Origin of the sequence: Microbacterium sp. LMI12-1-1.1 (genome assembly GCF_040676455.1) — a bacterium.
GTDB lineage: Bacteria > Actinomycetota > Actinomycetes > Actinomycetales > Microbacteriaceae > Microbacterium.
Window position 1 is genome coordinate 377,005 of record NZ_JBEGIA010000012.1, and the last position, 16,864, is coordinate 393,868.

The window sequence follows — 16,864 nt, forward strand, 5'->3', positions numbered from 1 at the left end:
CTGGGAGAGTGCCCTACGTTCGAGTCGATATTAGGTTAGCCAAACCTAAGTCACCAACCCGAATCGCACTGATGCGCCGGTGCGCCTCGACGTTGCCGGCGCCGGAGAACACGTGAACATGCAGCCGTTCCTCGAGCGCAGCCGGGCGCCCCTGGCCGCCCTCCTCGCCTTCCTGCTCGTCGTGGCAGGAGCACTGACCGCCGTCCCGGCCTTCGCCGCCGGACCCGCCCTGTCGGCGCCGCAGCTTCCTCGAGACGGAGGCACGATCACCGTCACGGGAACCGGCTACAGCACCACGAGCCCCGGCCTCTACCTGGGACTTCGCGCGACCGGCGCGAGCAGCGACACCTTCACGGTCTGGTTCGACACGGCCAACACGGTGGGCGCGCTTCCGGGTCTCGGCGCCACGGCGCCGATGAACGGCGACGGCTCGTTCTCCGTCGACATCCCGGTGCCGGCGTACACGGAGGGCACGAGCTACACGCTGTTCTCGCGCAAGGCCCACGGCGTGCCCGACCCGAGTCAGAACCTGACCCAACCGCTCGAGTACAGTCCTGCCCCTGCCGTCGCGACCACCACGACCCTGACGGTCGATCCGGCCGCTTCGAGCCTGGCCGGCGCTGACTTCACGCTCGGCGCGACGGTCGAGCCCGCAGCATCCGGAATCGTCGCCTACTTCAACGGCGACACGCAGCTGGGCTCCGCCGCCGTCGGCTCGACGATCACCGCGAGCATCGCGACCGCCGGCACCGCGCAGCTCAAGGCCGTGTTCACGCCGGCCGACGCGGCCGCGTTCACCGGCTCCACTTCTGCGGTCGTCTCGTACGAGATCACTGCGCCGCCGGTGGAGCCCGAGCCCGAGACGCCGACGCCGACCGTGACGGTGTCGAAGACGACCGGGCTGAACGCCGACGGCGAGACCGTCACGGTGTCGGGTTCGGGGTTCCTCCCGAACGGGCCGGCGACCGACGGCACCCGGCAGCCGCTCGCGGGGAAGTTCGGCGGCTCGTACATCGTCTTCGGCAAGTTCCTCGATGAGTGGACGCCGTCCTCCGGTGCGCCGACCTCGGCACGACCAGGCATCGACACGAAGTGGGGTGTGCACGCGGCTGATGTCGCGACCATCGGCGGCGCCGCGCGCGGGGGGATCGCGATCGCTGCCGACGGCAGGTTCGAGACGACGCTGGCCGTCTCGCGCAGTGAGGCATCCGAGCTGCTCACCGGCAACTACGGCATCTACACCTACTCGGGCGCAGGGGCGAAGTACGCCGCGTTCGAGACCTACACGCCCATCACGTTCGCCGAGCCTGCTCCGGCGCCGTCGCTGGCGGTCTCGAAGACCACCGGCCTCGACCCCGAGGGCGACACGATCACGATCACGGGCACGGACTACAGCACGGCGGGCAAGGCGATCTACGGGCCGTCGGCGGGGCAGCCCGCTGGTGTGTACGCGCAGATCGGCTGGCTGAAGGAGACGTGGCGCCCGTCCGCCGGTGCGGTCTCGGGCGACCGGTCGAACGCCTACTCGGTCTGGGCGCAGGGCGTGCAGACACAGGCGCCGTATCTTAAGTGGACCGACAACGGCGACGGCACGGCGGACTTCACGTGGACCGTAGACGTGGACGAGGCGACGCTGGAGGCGAAGCGACTCGAAGGTGCGTCCCTCGCCGTGTTCACCGTCGGTGCCGGCGGCGTCGTGCAGGCGATCAATGAGCTCGCCGTTCCCATCGCCTTCTCCGACCCGGCGCCTGTTCCCGCCGTCGACGTGACGGTGACGGATGCCTCGGCCACCGCCGGCGCGACCATCGAGGTCGCCGCCTCCCACCTCGGCGATGTGACCGGCGCCTACGCCGCCATCATCGAGAAGGGCACCGAGTCGGCGGTGACGGCGGGCGCAGGCTTCGTGGCCGTGCAGTACGTGCGCCCGATCACCGACGGCTCCTTCACGGTCGACCTCGTCGCACCCGCCGCCAAGCTCGACCGCTCAAAGCAGTACGAGGTGCTCGTCTGGCGCCAGCACTCGAACCCGACGGCCGACACGATCTACGCCCGCGCCGACGTGCCGTTCACGGCCGGCGACTGGGAGAAGCTGTTCCCGGGCACTCTGCCGCCGATCGACCCTGAGCCACCGGTCGATCCCGGAACGCCGGTGACCCCGCCGCCTGCGGCCCAGGGCGGGGGCTCGCTCTCGTGGGCGATCGCGTCGAGCTTCGCGAGCTACATCACGGGTGACATCGCGCACGGCAGCATCGCCGTCACGGGCGGCGCGACGCGCGCCGGCGGCGTGTTCCAGTTCGGTCAGGCGACCGGCAGCACGTACGACGCGGCGACCGGCACGGGCGCCGTCTCGTACAACGGCTCGGTCCGCTTCACCGGCCACTCCGGAGTCCTCGACGTCACCATCGCGAACCCGCAGGTGCGCGTCTCGTCGGCGAACTCGGCGACGCTGTACGTGACGAGCGGCGGCTCGCAGGTCGCGTTCGCGACGCTCGACCTCTCGGCCGCCGTGCGCAGCACTGCGAACAGCACGGTCACCTACTCGCGTGTGCCCGCCACCCTCACCGCGTCGGGGCGCAGCCAGGTGTTCCAGGGCTACACGACAGAGCTCGATCCGCTGACGTTCACCATCGGCGTCGCGGCGGCCGCGCCCGCGGGGTCCACCGGCACCGTCGCGACCGCTTCGGCCACGACGGCGCGTACGACGTCGCTTCCTGCGACACCGCCCGCCGTCACGGGCATCGACCTCGATGACGACACGCTCGCCGCGCTCCAGAACGGCGAGCCGGTCACAGTGTCGGCCTCGGGCTTCGCCGCGAACGAGGACGGCGTCCAGGTCGTCGTGTACTCGACGCCGACCCTCCTCGGCGAGGTCACGGCGGACGCCTCGGGCACCGCCACCTGGACCGGAACGCTGCCGGCGACCCTGCCCGACGGCGAGCACACACTCACCTTCCAGGGATCCGTGGATCGCGGCATCCGCTTCACCCTCGCGCGTGCGGCGGTGGCCGCCGGCTGCGTCATCGACGCGGCGAGCCTCGGCTGGGGCTTCAAAGAGAGCTTCCGCACCTACATCGAGGGCATCGCGGCGGGCGGCTGGGAGCTGGCCGATGTCGCATACCAGTACCCCGGGTTCGTCTGGAATGCCGGCAGCGGAACGGTGGATGCCGAGGACCGCACCGGATTGGTGACCTACGGCGGCAGCATCCGCTTCACGGGACACGAAGGTGCGCTCGACACGACGCTGGCGAACGCACGGGTTGAACTCGCGGGAGACACCGGCTACCTCGTGTTCGACGTCAGCGGCACGACGCAGGCAGGCGAGCCGGTCACGGCGGCCGGCATCCGGTTCGCCGAGTTCGCCGTCCCCGACCTCGAGGTGACCGACGACGGGCTCGTGCTCGACGCGCTCCCCGCGACGCTCACCGAGGCCGGCGCGGCCGCTTTCGGCACGTACGCGGCCGGCGAGGAGCTCGACCCCGTGTCGGCCGTGCTCCCCGTGGCGGCGGACTGCGCCGTCGCACCGGTCGCCGTCGAGGACGAGACTCCGGTCGCCGAGGCCACCGAGGTCGAGGCGATCTCCGCCGACCAGACGACGGCGCCGGTGTGGCCGTGGGCGGTCGGGGGGATCGCCCTGGCACTCGGCATCGGCGCCGTGGTCTGGATCGTGGTCACCCGCCGCCGTGCGACGGCCGGCGGCAGTGGGGACCAGACGGCCGCTTGAGGTCGGCCGTCATGGGGACGGTGCCCGCGAGGCTTCCGCGGGCGCCGTCCCTTTCTCATCCCCCGGCGCGAACCGGCGCGCCGAGTGGGACAATGGAGGCATGCCCGAGCACAGCCAGGACCACATCGAGACCGTGAGCGTACGTCGTGCGCCGAAGATCTCGGTGTTCCTCGTCCTCGGCGCGGCGCTCGGGGTGCTGGTCGCGATGATCCTCACCTTCGCCTTCAACGGCACCGCCGAGGCCAGCCCCAACACCGGCGTCGAGTACACGCAGGGTCAGGTGTTCGGGTTCCTCGTGCTGATCTGCGCGCCCATCGGACTCGCACTCGGCGGCATCGTGGCGCTGATCTTCGACCGCCGTTCGCGCCGTCACACCCACGAGGTCGCCGTCGGTCACTCGTCGGTGCACGTCGACCCGGAGCCCGGCACCAACGGCCACGGCTCCGCGCACTGACCTCGCGCGCTACGCGAGCTCGGCGATGATCGGGTGGATGGCGGTGTCGAAGGCCGCGACATCCCCCCGCAGCCCGTCCGTGACCGCGACGGTGAGCGACCCGATCCACCACACGCCGCGCTGACTCAGCGGCAGCACCTGCACGTTCAGCTCGAACGAATGCGCGCGGCGCCCGACCTGCCGCTCGTGCTCCGCGATCGCGCCCGCGTACGCGCGGTACGCCGTGCCCGTGCTGTGCGAGGCCTCCTTGCGGTACCGGTCATGCGCCGCCCGCGCGAACGCCAGCGCCTCGGAGGCGTGCGGGACGAAGGCGGCCCGCAGCTCGTCGCAGCCTTCGATCGGCAGCGCGAGCGCGGTGTCGAATCCGTCCACGAGATCGAGGGGGACGGTGGACGGATGCGCCTGCGGCTCGACCGTCATCGCCCAGTACAGTCGCCACTGCCGTTCGAGCGTCGCCTGGGCCTCTTCTGACCGGTCGTTCGCCCGCGGCGGGATCCCGCGCAGGTGCGGCAACTCCTCCGGAGAGCGGATGCCGAGCACCTGCCGCAGATAGAGCGCAAGAAGCACCGGCTGACCGGCGTCTTCGCGGATCAGCCACTCCGGTGCACCGGCGCCGCCCATACCGTCCATTCTAGATCCGGGCCCCCGCTTCACAGGCCGTCTCCGCAGACGAAGGATGCCCCCGTCCCGCCGCCGAGTGCGGCCCCCGGCTCCGCCTCGGAAACCCGTTCACTTGCGCTGAACGTACGCCCCGGACCGGTGTGCGCGTACGTTCAGCGCAAGTGAACGGATTCAGTGGGCCGCCGGAAGACCGCAACCCCCGGCGTCCGCCCAGCCGCGCCGCCGGTAGGCTGGTGACCGTGGCCTCATCCGAACGCGATGCCCCCTCCCGTCCCGCGCAGCCCGTGAACCCGTACACGGCTGCCGGCGTCGACACGGCGGCCGGCGACCTCGCCGTCGAGCTGATGAAGTCCGCGGTGCGTCGCACCCACGGCCCCGAGGTGCTCGGGGGAGTCGGCGGGTTCGCCGGACTCTTCGACGCGACCGCCTTCAAGGCGTACGACAAGCCGCTGCTGGCCACCAGCACCGACGGCGTCGGCACGAAGGTCGCGATCGCCCAGGCCATCGACAAGCACGACACGATCGGCCAGGACCTCGTCGGCATGGTCGTCGACGACATCGTCGTGGTCGGCGCGAAGCCGCTGTTCATGACCGACTACATCGCGTGCGGCAAGGTCTTCCCTGAGCGCATCGCCGACATCGTCCGCGGCATCGCCGCCGGCTGCGCGGCGACCGGCACGGCACTCGTCGGCGGCGAGACCGCCGAGCACCCGGGTCTGCTGGGCGTCAATGACTACGACGTCGCGGGCGCCGCGACCGGCGTCGTCGAGGCCTCGCGCGTGCTGGGCGCCGAGCGCGTGCGTGACGGCGACGTGGTGCTGGCCCTCGCAGGCTCGGGACTGCACTCCAACGGCTACTCCCTCGTGCGGCACATCGTCGCCGGCTCCGGCATCCAATACGGAGACAACGCCGCCGAGTTCGGCACGACGTGGGGCGAGGCCCTTCTCGAGCCCACGCGGCTGTACACACTGCCGCTGCTGCGCCTCATCACCGAGACGGGCGACGCGGTGCACTCCCTGAGCCATGTCACCGGCGGCGGCATCGCCGCCAACCTCGCACGGGTGCTTCCGCAGGGCACCTGGGTCGAGGTCGACCGCTCGACGTGGTCCCCCTCGCCGGTGTTCCGCGTGCTCGCCGACCTCGGACACCTCGAGCTCGAGGCCACCGAGGGAACCTGGAACCTGGGCGTCGGGTTCCTCGCGGTCGTGTCCGCCGACAAGGCGGCGGCCGCGGCATCCGCTCTCTCCCGCGAGGGCATCGCGACCTGGCAGGTGGGCGTCGTGCAGAGCGGCGAGCGCGCCGACGGCCACTGGGAGCAGGGCGCCAAGGGCGTCGACGGCGGCGCCGTGCGCCTCGTCGGCGCGTATGCAGACCACTCGGCTCACTGAGCCGGCAGAACGACACAACGGAGCAAGCGACACCCATGTGCGGAATCGTAGGAGTGGTGGGCCGTGGGTCCGCCAACCAGGAGATCTACGACGCCCTTCTGCTCCTGCAGCACCGCGGACAGGATTCCACCGGCATCGCGACCGCCGAGCGCAGCGGGGTCGTGCACCAGCACAAGACCCGCGGCCAGGTGCGCGAGTCGTTCCGCACCCGCGACATGCGGGCGCTGCTCGGCGAGATCGGGCTCGGGCACGTGCGCTACGCGACGAAGGGCACCGCGTCCAATGAGGAAGAGGCCCAGCCCTTCTATGTGAACGCGCCCTACGGCATCGTGCTCGTGCACAACGGCAACCTCACCAACACGCGCGAGCTCACCGAGGAGCTGTTCCACAAGGATCGTCGCCACCTCAACACGTCGTCCGACACCGAGCTGCTCGTCAACGTGCTGGCGAACGAGCTGCAGGCGTCGATCTCGGGGCTCGAACTCGACCCGACCCAGGTGTTCCAGGCCGTCAGCCGCGTACACGAGCGCGTCGAGGGCTCGTACGCGGCCATCGCCCTGATCGCGGGCTACGGTCTGCTGGCGTTCCGCGACCCGTTCGGCATCCGTCCGCTCATCCTCGGCACGCGCAAGCACGCCGACGGACATTACGAGTGGGTCGTCACGAGCGAGTCGCTGGTGCTCGAGAACGGCGAGTTCGAGATCGTGCGCGACGTCGATCCGGGCGAAGCAGTGTTCATCGACCTCGAGGGCAACCTCCACACGCAGCAGTGCGCCACCGACCCGAAGCTCGTACCGTGCTCGTTCGAGTACGTCTACCTCGCGCGACCCGACTCGGTCATGAACGGCATCTCGGTGTACGAGGCGCGCCTGCGTATGGGCGACCGGCTCGCCGACACCATCGCGAAGTACACCCCGCGCGAGGCGATCGACGTGGTCATGCCCATCCCCGACTCGTCCCGCCCCGCGGCGATGCAGGTGGCGCGCAAGCTGGGCGTGGAGTACCGCGAGGGCTTCTACAAGAACCGCTACGTCGGCCGGACCTTCATCATGCCCGGCCAGGCGGTGCGCAAGAAGAGCGTGCGCCAGAAGCTCAACGCGATGTCGAGCGAGTTCAAGGGCAAGCACGTGCTCCTCATCGACGACTCCATCGTGCGCGGCACGACGTCGAAGGAGATCATCCAGATGGCGCGGGATGCCGGGGCCAAGAGCGTCACGTTCGCCTCGGCGGCGCCGCCCGTGCGCTACCCGCACGTGTACGGCATAAACATGCCCTCGCGTCATGAGCTCGTCGCCCACGGCCGCACGATCCCGGAGATCGCCGATGAGCTCGGCGCCGACTTCGTCGTCTACCAGGAGGTCGACGACCTCAAGGCGGCGATCCTCGAGGGCTCCGATGTCGAGGACCTCGACATGAGCTGCTTCGACGGCCGCTACATCACCGGCACCGTCACCGACGAGTACCTCGCCTGGGTCGAGGGCTCGCAGGAGAGCTGACGGCTCGGTTCCAGGGACGGCGGCTCCGTTGGGTTCGACGCTTTTCGTCTCGCTTCGCTCGCTCAATGACCGGTTCAACGCGGTTCGGTCCCGGTCGTTGAGCGAGCGAGGAACGAGCGAGACGAAACGCCCTGGGCTCGGCTGCTCGGTCCCGGTCGTTGAGCGAGCGAGGAACGAGCGAGACGAAACGCGCTGAGCGCGGCGGCTGCGGCGGCTGCGGCGGCTCGGCGGTGCGGATCAGGCGGGGAGGATGACCCGCACCTGACGGCGGATGTCGTCCACGATCTCGTCGACCGAGAGGGCGATGTTCACGGTGGCCGCCATGCTGACGAACATGATGGCGGAGACCACGTGCGCGAGCGCGGCCGCATCCTCCGGGCTGGTGCGCTGGTCGCGCTGCAGGACGGCCGCGACCGCCTCCTCGGTCTGAACCGTGAGGGCGAGAGCTTCGCGGTGGTGGGGCTCTTCGGGATCGCCGAAGACGATCTCGCGCAGGTAGGTGCGCCCGTTGTCGATCTGCACCCGGTTGCACTCGACGACCGGGCGGATGATCGCGATCACCGCCTCGAGCGGGTCCGCCACGGCCTCCGCGGCGGCGCGCCCTTCGGCCAGTGCGTCGACGTAGCTGGAGTTCTGCACCAGGAGGAGCAGCTCGCCCTTGTTCTTGGCGTACAGGAACAGCGTCCCCGTGCCGATGTCGGCCTTGTCGGCGATCTGCTGGGTCGTGACCTCGTCGACGCCGTGCTCGGTGAAGAGTTCTCGGGCCGCGGCCGTGATGCGCTGGAGCTTGTCCTGCTTGTTGCGCTCGCGTCGACCGACCGGCTGGGTCGCGATGGCCATGGCGTGATCCTCCGGGTGCAGACATCGGCTGACTTTCTGATTATAGTCAGAAATAGGTGGACTTCGGTGTCTGCTGCCCGGGCGGCATCACCGGCCTACTCCCGGTAGTGCGGAAGGATGACGCCGGCGCTGACGTACGTCAGCGCTGCGGAGACGTCGTAGGCGTGGATCGCCGAGACGTCCGGTGCGAGCGCGCTCGAGATCCTCTCGACCCCGCGGCTCGCGAAGAACGCTGCGCGCGCTCCCAGGTCGTCGAAGTCGAGCATGACGGAGGCGTGGAAGCGCTGATCCGCGGGGTTGTCGTGGGCGACGTCCGGCGTGTCCCAGAGCTTCTCGTTCCAGGGCAGGAACGTCTGGGTACGCAGCTCCCGGAGCGCGCCGGTGCCGGCGAGCGCGGGCGCGAGGTCTCCGGTGACGAACTTCCGGAAGGCGCGTCCGCCGACGTCCGGCCGCCGCCGCAGGTAGACGAGGGCGCGCGCACCCGGCCTCCGGCCGGGTTCCGCCACGTCGTACCACCGGGCGGAGTACGGCGGTCCCGCATACAGAAGCGTGCGCCGGAAGACGTTGATCTCGTCCTTGAACGCCAGCCGTGTCTGCGCGCGACCGCGCAGCGGCGAGAGGACCGACCGGAACGTGACCTCGGCCACGCCGTCGATCCTCCGGTCTGCGGGGATCGCCGTCTCGACGCCCCGGGTGACGGGCCAGAGTCCGGGGTTGCGCTCGGCGAGGTGGATCTGCCGGTACTCCTCGAGACCGGGAGTCGCCGAGATGATCCCCGAATGCGGGTCCCGCCAGTAGTCCATGCCGGTCTGGCGCGGCTGGTCGGTGCGGACCCACAGCAGGATCGACGACGCGAGGGGCTTCCTCTTGAAGGCGGCGGCGCTCATGTGCTCATTCCTCTCGATGACTCGGGATGCCGGTCAGCGGGCGAGGAAGCCGACGGCGACGGGCGCGAACTTCTGGTGGAACTGGAAGATGCCGCCGTGTCCGGAGTCCTGGTAGATGACCAGTTCGGATCCCTCGATACGGCGGTGCAGATCTTCCGAGAGCACGGAGGGCACCATCCGGTCGTTGTCGCCGTTGGCGATGAGGGTGGGCTGGGTGATCTTCGAGAGGTCGGTCGGCGCCGAGCGCCCCCACTTCTTGATCGCCGTCAGCTGAGTACGGAACGCCTTCGTCGTGATGGGCGTGTCGCGGTCGACGGTGCGCTCCTGGAGACGCTTCACGAAGGCCCTGGCCGCGAGCTTGCCGGTGGCGCTGCGGTTGAAGAAGAGGAACTCCTTCGGGTCCGACCGCGTCAGCGTGGCGCGCAGGATGTCGTAATACGTGGTGCCGGCCACCTTGTCGATGTCCTTGCCGCCGGCGGGGCCGGTGCCGGTGAGGATCAGCTTGCGGACGAGCTCGGGGTGCTTGACGACGAGCGCCTGCGCGACCATGCCGCCGAGCGAGAAGGCGAACACGTCGATCTTGTCGAAACCCAGTCCTCGGATGAAGGCGTAGGCGTCATCGGCCATGGCTTCGACGCTGTCCGGCACCTCGCCGGTGGAGGCGCCGACACCCCGGTTGTCGAACGTGATGACGTGGTGATCCTTCGCGATCGGATCCACGATGCGCGGGTCCCAGTTGTCGAGCGTCGCGGCCAGATGGACGAAGAAGACGACCGGGACGCCGGCCTTCGGCCCCAGCTCTCGGTAGGCGAACGTGACTCCGCCCGCAGAGAGCGTGCGCGTCGGGGCTTGCGCGTACGACGTGATGACCGGGTCGCTGCTCGTGATGCTCATGGTGGTTCCCTTCGGGGTCCTGCGAGGTCGGGTGCGCCATCGAAATCGATGTCGAGTATACTCAAGTATGAGTCTACTCAGTAATGAAGTCAATGGCTCGCAGGCGCCGACCGGCGGGATGCCGGGCTGCGGGCTCACGAGCCCGTGCCTTCCCGGGCCACCTAGGGTTGATGGGTGAGTTCCCCCTCGTCCCGACCCCTCTGGCAGGGGCGAGCGCTCGCCCTCGTGGGCATCGTGCTGTTCGCCTTCTCACTGCGCTCGGCAGTCGCATCGCTGTCGCCGCTGTACGACCACATCGCGGTCGACTTCGACGTGCCGGCCGCGGTGATCGGCCTCATCGGCACCGCACCGCCGGTCTGCTACGCCGTGTTCGGCCTCCTCACGCCGGCCCTGGAACGGCGGTTCGGGCTCGAACGGCTGGCGGTCGTGGCGATGGTCGTCGTGGCGCTCGGACTGATCGTCCGCAGCCTCGCACCGGGCGCCGGTCTGCTGCTGGCCGGCACGGCTCTGATCTTCGCCGCGGTCGGCGTGGGAAACATCCTGCTGCCGCCTCTCGTGAAGCGGTACTTCCCCGACCGCGTCGGCCTGATGACGACCGTCTTCTCGACGACGATGGCGCTCGCGACCTTCCTGCCGCCCCTCGTCGCGGTGCCGGTCGCGGATGCCTCGGACTGGCACGTCTCGCTGGGGCTCTGGGCCGTCTTCGCTCTGGTGGCCACCGTGCCGTGGATCGGACTGGCGGTACGGCACGCCGCCGCCGAGAAGAGCCGCGCAGCAGCGGCATCCGACGACGACATCGAGCAGCCCAGTCCCCGCGCCTTCGGACGCATGTGGCGGTTGCCGATCGCGTGGGCGCTGCTCGTGGGCTTCGCCGTGTCGAGCACCCTCGCCTACACGGCGTTCGCATGGCTGCCGACGATCCTCGTCGACATCGCGGGCGTCACCCCCGCTGTGGCCGGGGTTCTGCTGGCGCTGTTCGGGTTCATGGGCCTGCCCGCGTCACTGGCCGTGCCTCTGCTCGTCACGCGGGCCGGCGCGACGCGCGTGCTCTTCGGCGTCGCCGTCGGGACGGGCCTGGCCGGCATCGCGGGACTTCTCTTCGCGCCGACCGCTGCGCCGTGGCTGTGGGTCGCGCTGTTCGGCCTCGCGCCGCTGCTGTTCCCGATGATCCTGGTGCTTCTGGGCCTGCGCACCCGCACACACGAGGGCGCGGTGGCGCTCAGCGGCTTCGTGCAGAGCGGCGGCTACGCGATCGCGGCGCTCTTCCCCGTCGGCATCGGGCTCCTCCACGACGCGACCGACTCGTGGACCGCCCCGCTCATCGTGCTGGCCGCCGTGGTCGCCGCAGCGATCCCCGCCGGCGTCGTGGCGGCGCAGCCGCACACCGTCGAGGACGACTGGGAGCGGCGACACGGCGCCTGGTGAGGCATCCGTCGTCCGTCGGCCAAGCCGCGGCGCCGTCGCACGGTGCCCTCGCCTCGATCGGTCAGGTCACCGCAACGGTGACCGCCGTGCGAGTCGTTACGCCTGCGACGACGAGACAGGCGAGGTCTCGTCCTCGTCCTCGTCGTTGTACTGGTCGGCCCACTTGTCGACGAACTCGTCCTCATGGTGACCGAGCTCGCGCTCGAGTGCCGAGTAGTTCACGTTGTACGTGTCGTACTTCAGCTCACGGGCGATCTTGGTGTGCTTCGCCTTCTGACGGCCACGCCCCATGCGAGACCCCCTCATTTAAGGTCGCGGGCTATTCTGCGGGCTCTGGGCCGCGCAAACCCGGGCATTCACGAATCCGGCTTCGAACCGGTAAGAGTAGCATTCAGGATAACACGGAGCCCCGGTAACCCGGCGGCTGCGGCCCCACCGGCGTAGGAGGAGTGCGGACATATGACCGATGAGGCATCCGAGCCCGAAGGCGATGCGACGAGTGACGAGAGCCTCCACGGCGCCGTGATCGTGGGAGTGATCCCCGACCAGTCCACGCGCGTCCTGAAAGAGGGGGCTCGCTACGCGAAGCTGTTCCAGGTGCCGCTGGTCGTGGTCCACGTCGACGTGACGCGCTTCGTCACGTACGAAGACCCCGACGGGTACGTCCACTCCGCGCCGATCGACATCAACATCGCGGCGGGGGAGGGTGAGCTGGCGAAGGTGCAGGATGCCGCGGCATCCGTCCTCGGTGATGCCGGGCCGCGGTGGACCGTCCGCCAGCTGGTCGGCGACCCCGCGATGGCGATCAAGCACTTCGCCGACCAGATCGACGCCCGGCTGATCGTCGTCGGCACGCGCAAGCGCGGTTTCGGCGAGTCGGTCCGCGAGTTCTTCACCGGCTCGGTCGGCGCGCGCCTGGCGCACCGGCAGCACCGCTCGATCCTGATCGTGCCGCTCGGGGAGCCCGTGCCCGACGACGAGGAGATCTGGCCCTCCTGAGCGGGTCTCTGCACGACGCAGAAGGGTGGCCCCGCCGAAGCGGGACCACCCTTCGCCTTTCCGGGGGAGATTCCGGACGGATGCCGCGGCTCAGCCGCGCAGGGTGCGCGTGATGTCGCGGGCGACGCGGTCGAGCTCGCTCGTGACCTGGTCGACGAGGGAGGCGGCGAGCTCGCCGCCTCGCGCCACGTGCACGCGGACGTCGCCGCGGACGTTCGCGCGGAACTCGTTGACCACGGCGTCGAGCCGCTGCATCTGCTCGCGGCTGCGCACGCGCGGGTCGTCCTCGCCGGACGGCTGCGGCGTCGTCTTGCGCTCCTCGCGAGAGGCGGCAGCCAGGTCGGCGCGCAGGCTCTTCATCGCCTCGCGGACGCTTCCGCGCACCTCGTCGGCGATGAGACGCACCGAGTCGGCCAGCCCGGCCTCGATGCCCTCGAGGTCGCCCGCGCGCGACTGGACCTCGGCGTGGCCCGCCTCGGTGATCGCGTACACGGTCTTGCGGCCCTCGACGGACTTGGTCACGAGCCCCTCCTCTTCGAGCTTCGCCAGACGTGGATAGATGGTGCCGGCGCTCGGGGTGTAGGTGCCCCCGGTGCGGTCCGACAGGGCCTGCATGATGTCGTAGCCGTGGCGCGGCCCTTCATCGAGCAGGTTCAGCAGATACAGGCGCAGATCGCCGTGCGAGAAGACCGGAGTCATCACACTTCTCCTCGGTCGAAGCCGGCCGCCGCTTCGCGCGCGGTCGACTCGTCGCCGGCGGCCTCGCCGGAGGCGGCGTCCGGCGCAGGGGCGGTCGTCGGCTCGGGCTCTGCGGGCGCGGCCGGGTCCACGCGCCCGGAGGCGCCGGGCGACGCGTCAGCCACACCTGGAGCGGGCGCGGCATCCGCCCCAGGAGCGGCAGCGCGGCGCAGCACGGTGATGTCGCCCGACACGCTGTGCGCGCGGACGTCGGCGAAGCTGCCACTGAGCTCGCCGACCGAGCCGGAGTAGTTCGTGGTCGGGCCGGTGCCGTTGCCGCGGCGCACGACGCCGTCGACCTGGACGCGGCCGCTGACGCTGCGGATGACGTAGTTGGCCGGGTAGCCCTCATCGAGGCGCACGGTCGAACTGCCGCTGACGGTGTTGAGACCGACCGAGAGGATGTCGCCGGTCGAGTCGACAAGCACGGCGCCCGACACGGTGTCGATGGTGGCCTTGCGCAGCGTGCCCGTCGCGGCGACGTCGCCCGAGACGCTGTTGGCGTTCAGCGCGCCGACGAGCTCGCGCACCTGCACGTCGCCCGATACCGCGTTGACCGACAGATCGCCGGTGAGGCCGTCGACGATGATGTCGCCCGAGACGGTGTTGAGCGAGGCGTCGCCGCGCAGGCCCGAGACGAGGGCGCTGGCGCTGACGACCCCGAGGGTCAGAGCGACACCGCGGGGGACCGCGACGCTGATCTCGGCCTTGGGGCCGCCTGCTCCGAAGTTGCGGAACACCTCGAGGAAGTTGTCCCAGCGCAGCTGCGGGTGGTCGATCTCGACGTGGTCCTCGGCGACCTCGATGCGGAGGTCCTTGACGGTGACGTCGTGCACTTCGATGCGGATGCCGGGCTCGTCGTGGGCGATCACGTCGATCTGTCCGCCGACGAGTCCGATCTTGAGCGTGCGCACGGTCTCGATGTCGATGACGCGCGTCTCGCCCGGGTGGATGATCCACTTCTCCAGGGTCATGACTGTTTCTCCTGCGTATCTCTGGGGGTGATGCGTATCGCGATATATCGCGTATGTGCAGAGTAACACGATATATCGCGTATCTGTCAAGGGTGCGTTCCAGATCGTCAGGTTGTTCCGGGTTTGGGGCGCACCGCGAACACTTGGGGCGCGCGCCGTGCGCCCCAAGTGTTCGCGACGCGCCCCAAACCTGCAAAGGAGTGGATGCTGGGGATTGACCTTGACGCAACGTCAACCTTTACCGTGGTGAGCGAACCACGAGAGGAGGGCGACATGGACGAGCAGGAATGGTCTATCCAGCAGATCGCGAAACTGGCGGGCACCACCAGCCGGACGCTCCGCCACTACGACGACATCGGGTTGCTGCCGCCGTCGAGCATCGGCCACAACGGCTACCGCTACTACGACCGGACGGCACTCGTGCGGCTGCAGCGCATCCTGCTGCTGCGCGAGCTCGGGCTGGGGCTCCCCCAGATCGCCGACGTGCTCGAACGCGAGACCGCCGAGGAGTCGGCTCTCGAGGCCCACCTGGCGTGGCTCCGCCAGGAGCAGGACCGGCTGACGCGGCAGATCGCGTCGGTGCAGAACACCATCGAAGCACTGAGAGGAGGTGAAGGACTGATGGCAGAGAACATGTTCGACGGCTTCGACCACACGCAGTACAAGGACGAGGTCGAGGACCGCTGGGGCAAGAAGGCGTACGCCGACAGCGACCGCTGGTGGCGCTCGATGAGCGCCGACGAGAAGGCCGCGTGGCAAAAGCGTGTCGCCGACCTCGGCCGGGATTGGATCGCGGCCGCGGAGGCCGGGATCGCCCCCGACAGCGACGAGGCTCAGGCGCTCGCGAAGCGCCACGTCGAGTGGTTGACCGGGATCCCGGGAACGCCGGCCGCTGCGGCCGGCTCCGGCGGTGGAGACATCAAGGGCTACGTGCTGGGTCTCGGCGAGATGTACGTGGCCGATCCGCGCTTCGGCGCCAACTACGCGACGAGCGAGGGCGGCACCCACGGCGCCGAGTTCGTCCGCGACGCGCTCCGCGTGTACGCGGAGGCGCAGCTCTAGTCCGCGGACAGCCCCCAGCAAGACAGACGGATGCCGCGGCCCACTCCGGCCGCGGCATCCGCTGTCTTCACATCCGTGGTTGCAGATCAGGTGTTGCGGTTCCCGCTGATCACTCTGAACAGGAATGCGATCAGCGCGATGACTCCGACGATGATGGCCACCCACAGCAGCCAGCTCAGTGCGGAGTTGAGGCCGCCGACGATCGCGAGAACGATCGCGACGACGATGATGATGATCAGGGCGAGGTTCATGGGAGGTTCTCCTTCTGCTTCGTCGATGCACGGAATGCACCGCATGCCTCGTGGGCATGAACCGACAGTGGCACTCCGGCGTCGCCGCCCCCAGGGGGTTGACGACGTTGCTTTTCCGGTGATACGTGGGGCCCCCGAGACGGCGGGTAAGGCGGGGCGCCGAGGATGTCAAGCCCCGTGAACGCATTCGCGCGCGCCCGTATTTTCGCCGTTATGAGCACATCGCCGTCCACTGATCCGACGACCGCCCACCACGACGGAGCCTTTCCTCCGCAGGAGCAGGAGCAGCCCGGCCTGACGAACGAGACGCGTCCCCGACCGGACCACGGCGAGCGCTCGTATCGGGGCTCGCTGCGCCTCGCCGAGCGCCGGGCCCTCATCACGGGCGGCGATTCCGGGATCGGCCGCGCCGTGGCGATCGCGTTCGCGCGGGAGGGTGCCGACGTGGCACTGACCTACCTCCCCGAGGAGCAGGAGGACGCCGACGAGACCGCCCGCTGGATCACCGAGGCGGGAGCGCGCGCCCTGCCGCTCGGCGGCGACCTGCGCGAGGAGGAATTCTGCGCCGACATCGTCGACCGCGCCGTCGGCGAGTTCGGCGGCCTCGACGTGCTCGTGCTGAACGCCGCCTATCAGAAGGATCGCGACGGCATCGACACGCTCGAGACGGCGGAGTGGGACCGCGTGTTCCGCACCAACCTGTACGCGCAGATGTTCACCGCGCGCGCGGCGGTGCCGCACCTCGAACCCGGGTCGTCGATCATCGTGACGACCTCTATCCAGGCGTTCAACCCCTCGCCCGGACTGATCGACTACGCGATGACCAAAGCTGCGCAGGTCGCCTTCATCAAGGCGCTCGCGCAGGAGCTGGGCCCGAAGGGCATCCGTGTGAACGGCGTCGCCCCGGGACCCATCTGGACACCCCTCATCCCGGCGACGGGGTGGGATGCCGAGCGCCTCGAGTCGTTCGGCCAGGACACGCCCCTGGGCAGGGCGGGACAGCCCGCCGAGCTCGCCGGTGCCTACGTGTATTTGGCGAGCAACGACGCGACGTATACATCGGGCGCGATCCTGCCGGTCACCGGGGGAAAGGGCCTGTGACATCCGCCCACGA

15 protein-coding genes and 1 pseudogene are annotated in these 16,864 nt (G+C 69.7%); 8 read left to right on the plus strand and 8 right to left on the minus strand.

What is annotated here, in order from left to right; translation table 11 throughout:
• The first annotated feature begins 118 nt into the window (after nt 1-118).
• Both MRBLMI12_RS10410 and MRBLMI12_RS10415 read left to right on the plus strand, forming a co-directional pair.
• Nucleotides 119-3,721, plus strand: coding sequence for an HtaA domain-containing protein (locus MRBLMI12_RS10410; protein ID WP_363357042.1), 3,603 nt, complete (start codon nt 119-121; stop codon nt 3,719-3,721).
• A gap of 100 nt (nt 3,722-3,821) precedes the next feature.
• Nucleotides 3,822-4,175 (plus strand): potassium transporter Trk, encoded by a 354-nt coding sequence (locus MRBLMI12_RS10415; RefSeq protein WP_363356364.1) that lies wholly within the window; start codon nt 3,822-3,824, stop codon nt 4,173-4,175.
• Nucleotides 4,176-4,184: 9 nt separating this feature from the next.
• Here the strand turns inward: MRBLMI12_RS10415 and MRBLMI12_RS10420 are convergent, their stop codons facing one another.
• Entirely contained in the window at nt 4,185-4,796 is a 612-nt protein-coding gene (locus MRBLMI12_RS10420; protein ID WP_363356366.1) for a zinc-binding alcohol dehydrogenase, read from the minus strand.
• Nucleotides 4,797-5,035: 239 nt separating this feature from the next.
• Between MRBLMI12_RS10420 and purM the strand changes: the two genes are divergently transcribed.
• Both purM and purF read left to right on the plus strand, forming a co-directional pair.
• The gene (purM, locus tag MRBLMI12_RS10425) at nt 5,036-6,184 is read left to right on the plus strand and encodes a phosphoribosylformylglycinamidine cyclo-ligase (protein ID WP_363356368.1); all 1,149 of its coding nucleotides are present in this window, start codon (nt 5,036-5,038) and stop codon (nt 6,182-6,184) included.
• Nucleotides 6,185-6,219: 35 nt separating this feature from the next.
• Nucleotides 6,220-7,680: an amidophosphoribosyltransferase gene (gene purF / locus MRBLMI12_RS10430; RefSeq protein ID WP_363356370.1), complete on the plus strand. Its 1,461-nt coding sequence runs from the start codon at nt 6,220-6,222 to the stop codon at nt 7,678-7,680.
• Between the two features lie 237 nt (nt 7,681-7,917).
• Here the strand turns inward: purF and MRBLMI12_RS10435 are convergent, their stop codons facing one another.
• From MRBLMI12_RS10435 to MRBLMI12_RS10445, 3 genes are all read right to left on the minus strand, one after another.
• Complete coding sequence (locus tag MRBLMI12_RS10435; protein ID WP_363356372.1) at nt 7,918-8,520, minus strand: TetR/AcrR family transcriptional regulator; 603 nt, start codon at nt 8,518-8,520, stop codon at nt 7,918-7,920.
• 95 nt (nt 8,521-8,615) lie between these two features.
• Nucleotides 8,616-9,407 (minus strand): strictosidine synthase, encoded by a 792-nt coding sequence (locus MRBLMI12_RS10440; protein WP_363356374.1) that lies wholly within the window; start codon nt 9,405-9,407, stop codon nt 8,616-8,618.
• Nucleotides 9,408-9,440: 33 nt separating this feature from the next.
• The gene (locus MRBLMI12_RS10445) at nt 9,441-10,301 is read right to left on the minus strand and encodes an alpha/beta fold hydrolase (protein WP_363356376.1); all 861 of its coding nucleotides are present in this window, start codon (nt 10,299-10,301) and stop codon (nt 9,441-9,443) included.
• Between the two features lie 174 nt (nt 10,302-10,475).
• Between MRBLMI12_RS10445 and MRBLMI12_RS10450 the strand changes: the two genes are divergently transcribed.
• On the plus strand, nt 10,476-11,726 hold the full coding sequence (locus MRBLMI12_RS10450) for an MFS transporter (RefSeq protein ID WP_363356377.1): 1,251 nt from the start codon (nt 10,476-10,478) through the stop codon (nt 11,724-11,726).
• A gap of 96 nt (nt 11,727-11,822) precedes the next feature.
• Here MRBLMI12_RS10450 and MRBLMI12_RS10455 read toward each other — a convergent pair whose 3' ends face one another.
• Complete coding sequence (locus MRBLMI12_RS10455; protein ID WP_308866161.1) at nt 11,823-12,017, minus strand: DUF3073 domain-containing protein; 195 nt, start codon at nt 12,015-12,017, stop codon at nt 11,823-11,825.
• Between the two features lie 168 nt (nt 12,018-12,185).
• On the opposite strand from MRBLMI12_RS10455, the gene MRBLMI12_RS10460 reads away from it, so the two are divergent.
• Nucleotides 12,186-12,725, plus strand: a complete 540-nt coding sequence (locus MRBLMI12_RS10460) for a universal stress protein (protein ID WP_363356379.1) — start codon at nt 12,186-12,188, stop codon at nt 12,723-12,725.
• 90 nt (nt 12,726-12,815) lie between these two features.
• Here MRBLMI12_RS10460 and MRBLMI12_RS10465 read toward each other — a convergent pair whose 3' ends face one another.
• Both MRBLMI12_RS10465 and MRBLMI12_RS10470 read right to left on the minus strand, forming a co-directional pair.
• Nucleotides 12,816-13,424 carry a PadR family transcriptional regulator gene (locus MRBLMI12_RS10465; protein WP_363356381.1) on the minus strand — a complete coding sequence of 203 codons (609 nt, stop codon included), beginning with the start codon at nt 13,422-13,424 and terminating at the stop codon, nt 12,816-12,818.
• 176 nt (nt 13,425-13,600) lie between these two features.
• A pseudogene (locus MRBLMI12_RS10470) lies at nt 13,601-14,437 on the minus strand (DUF4097 family beta strand repeat-containing protein); the annotation flags it as partial.
• Nucleotides 14,438-14,710: 273 nt separating this feature from the next.
• Here MRBLMI12_RS10470 and MRBLMI12_RS10475 point away from each other — a divergent pair.
• Nucleotides 14,711-15,499 carry a MerR family transcriptional regulator gene (locus MRBLMI12_RS10475; RefSeq protein WP_363356383.1) on the plus strand — a complete coding sequence of 263 codons (789 nt, stop codon included), beginning with the start codon at nt 14,711-14,713 and terminating at the stop codon, nt 15,497-15,499.
• An 86-nt stretch (nt 15,500-15,585) separates the two neighbouring features.
• On the opposite strand, the gene MRBLMI12_RS10480 is transcribed toward MRBLMI12_RS10475, so the two are convergent.
• The gene (locus MRBLMI12_RS10480; protein ID WP_194412039.1) at nt 15,586-15,750 is read right to left on the minus strand and encodes a hypothetical protein; all 165 of its coding nucleotides are present in this window, start codon (nt 15,748-15,750) and stop codon (nt 15,586-15,588) included.
• Between the two features lie 213 nt (nt 15,751-15,963).
• Here MRBLMI12_RS10480 and MRBLMI12_RS10485 point away from each other — a divergent pair, with 213 nt between their 5' ends.
• On the plus strand, nt 15,964-16,851 hold the full coding sequence (locus MRBLMI12_RS10485; RefSeq protein WP_363356386.1) for an SDR family oxidoreductase: 888 nt from the start codon (nt 15,964-15,966) through the stop codon (nt 16,849-16,851).
• The last annotated feature ends 13 nt before the right edge of the window (nt 16,852-16,864 follow it).

Excerpts from the sequence above, each read along its gene's own strand:
- MRBLMI12_RS10410 (WP_363357042.1), top strand. The coding sequence starts at position 119 with ATGCAGCCGTTCCTCGAGCGCAGCCGGGCGCCCCTGGCCGCCCTCCTC.
- MRBLMI12_RS10415 (WP_363356364.1), top strand. The coding sequence starts at position 3,822 with ATGCCCGAGCACAGCCAGGACCACATCGAGACCGTGAGCGTACGTCGT.
- MRBLMI12_RS10420 (WP_363356366.1), bottom strand. The coding sequence starts at position 4,796 with ATGGGCGGCGCCGGTGCACCGGAGTGGCTGATCCGCGAAGACGCCGGT.
- purF (WP_363356370.1), top strand. The coding sequence starts at position 6,220 with ATGTGCGGAATCGTAGGAGTGGTGGGCCGTGGGTCCGCCAACCAGGAG.
- MRBLMI12_RS10435 (WP_363356372.1), bottom strand. The coding sequence starts at position 8,520 with ATGGCCATCGCGACCCAGCCGGTCGGTCGACGCGAGCGCAACAAGCAG.
- MRBLMI12_RS10440 (WP_363356374.1), bottom strand. The coding sequence starts at position 9,407 with ATGAGCGCCGCCGCCTTCAAGAGGAAGCCCCTCGCGTCGTCGATCCTG.
- MRBLMI12_RS10445 (WP_363356376.1), bottom strand. The coding sequence starts at position 10,301 with ATGAGCATCACGAGCAGCGACCCGGTCATCACGTCGTACGCGCAAGCC.
- MRBLMI12_RS10455 (WP_308866161.1), bottom strand. The coding sequence starts at position 12,017 with ATGGGGCGTGGCCGTCAGAAGGCGAAGCACACCAAGATCGCCCGTGAG.
- MRBLMI12_RS10460 (WP_363356379.1), top strand. The coding sequence starts at position 12,186 with ATGACCGATGAGGCATCCGAGCCCGAAGGCGATGCGACGAGTGACGAG.
- MRBLMI12_RS10465 (WP_363356381.1), bottom strand. The coding sequence starts at position 13,424 with ATGACTCCGGTCTTCTCGCACGGCGATCTGCGCCTGTATCTGCTGAAC.
- MRBLMI12_RS10475 (WP_363356383.1), top strand. The coding sequence starts at position 14,711 with ATGGACGAGCAGGAATGGTCTATCCAGCAGATCGCGAAACTGGCGGGC.
- MRBLMI12_RS10480 (WP_194412039.1), bottom strand. The coding sequence starts at position 15,750 with ATGAACCTCGCCCTGATCATCATCATCGTCGTCGCGATCGTTCTCGCG.
- MRBLMI12_RS10485 (WP_363356386.1), top strand. The coding sequence starts at position 15,964 with ATGAGCACATCGCCGTCCACTGATCCGACGACCGCCCACCACGACGGA.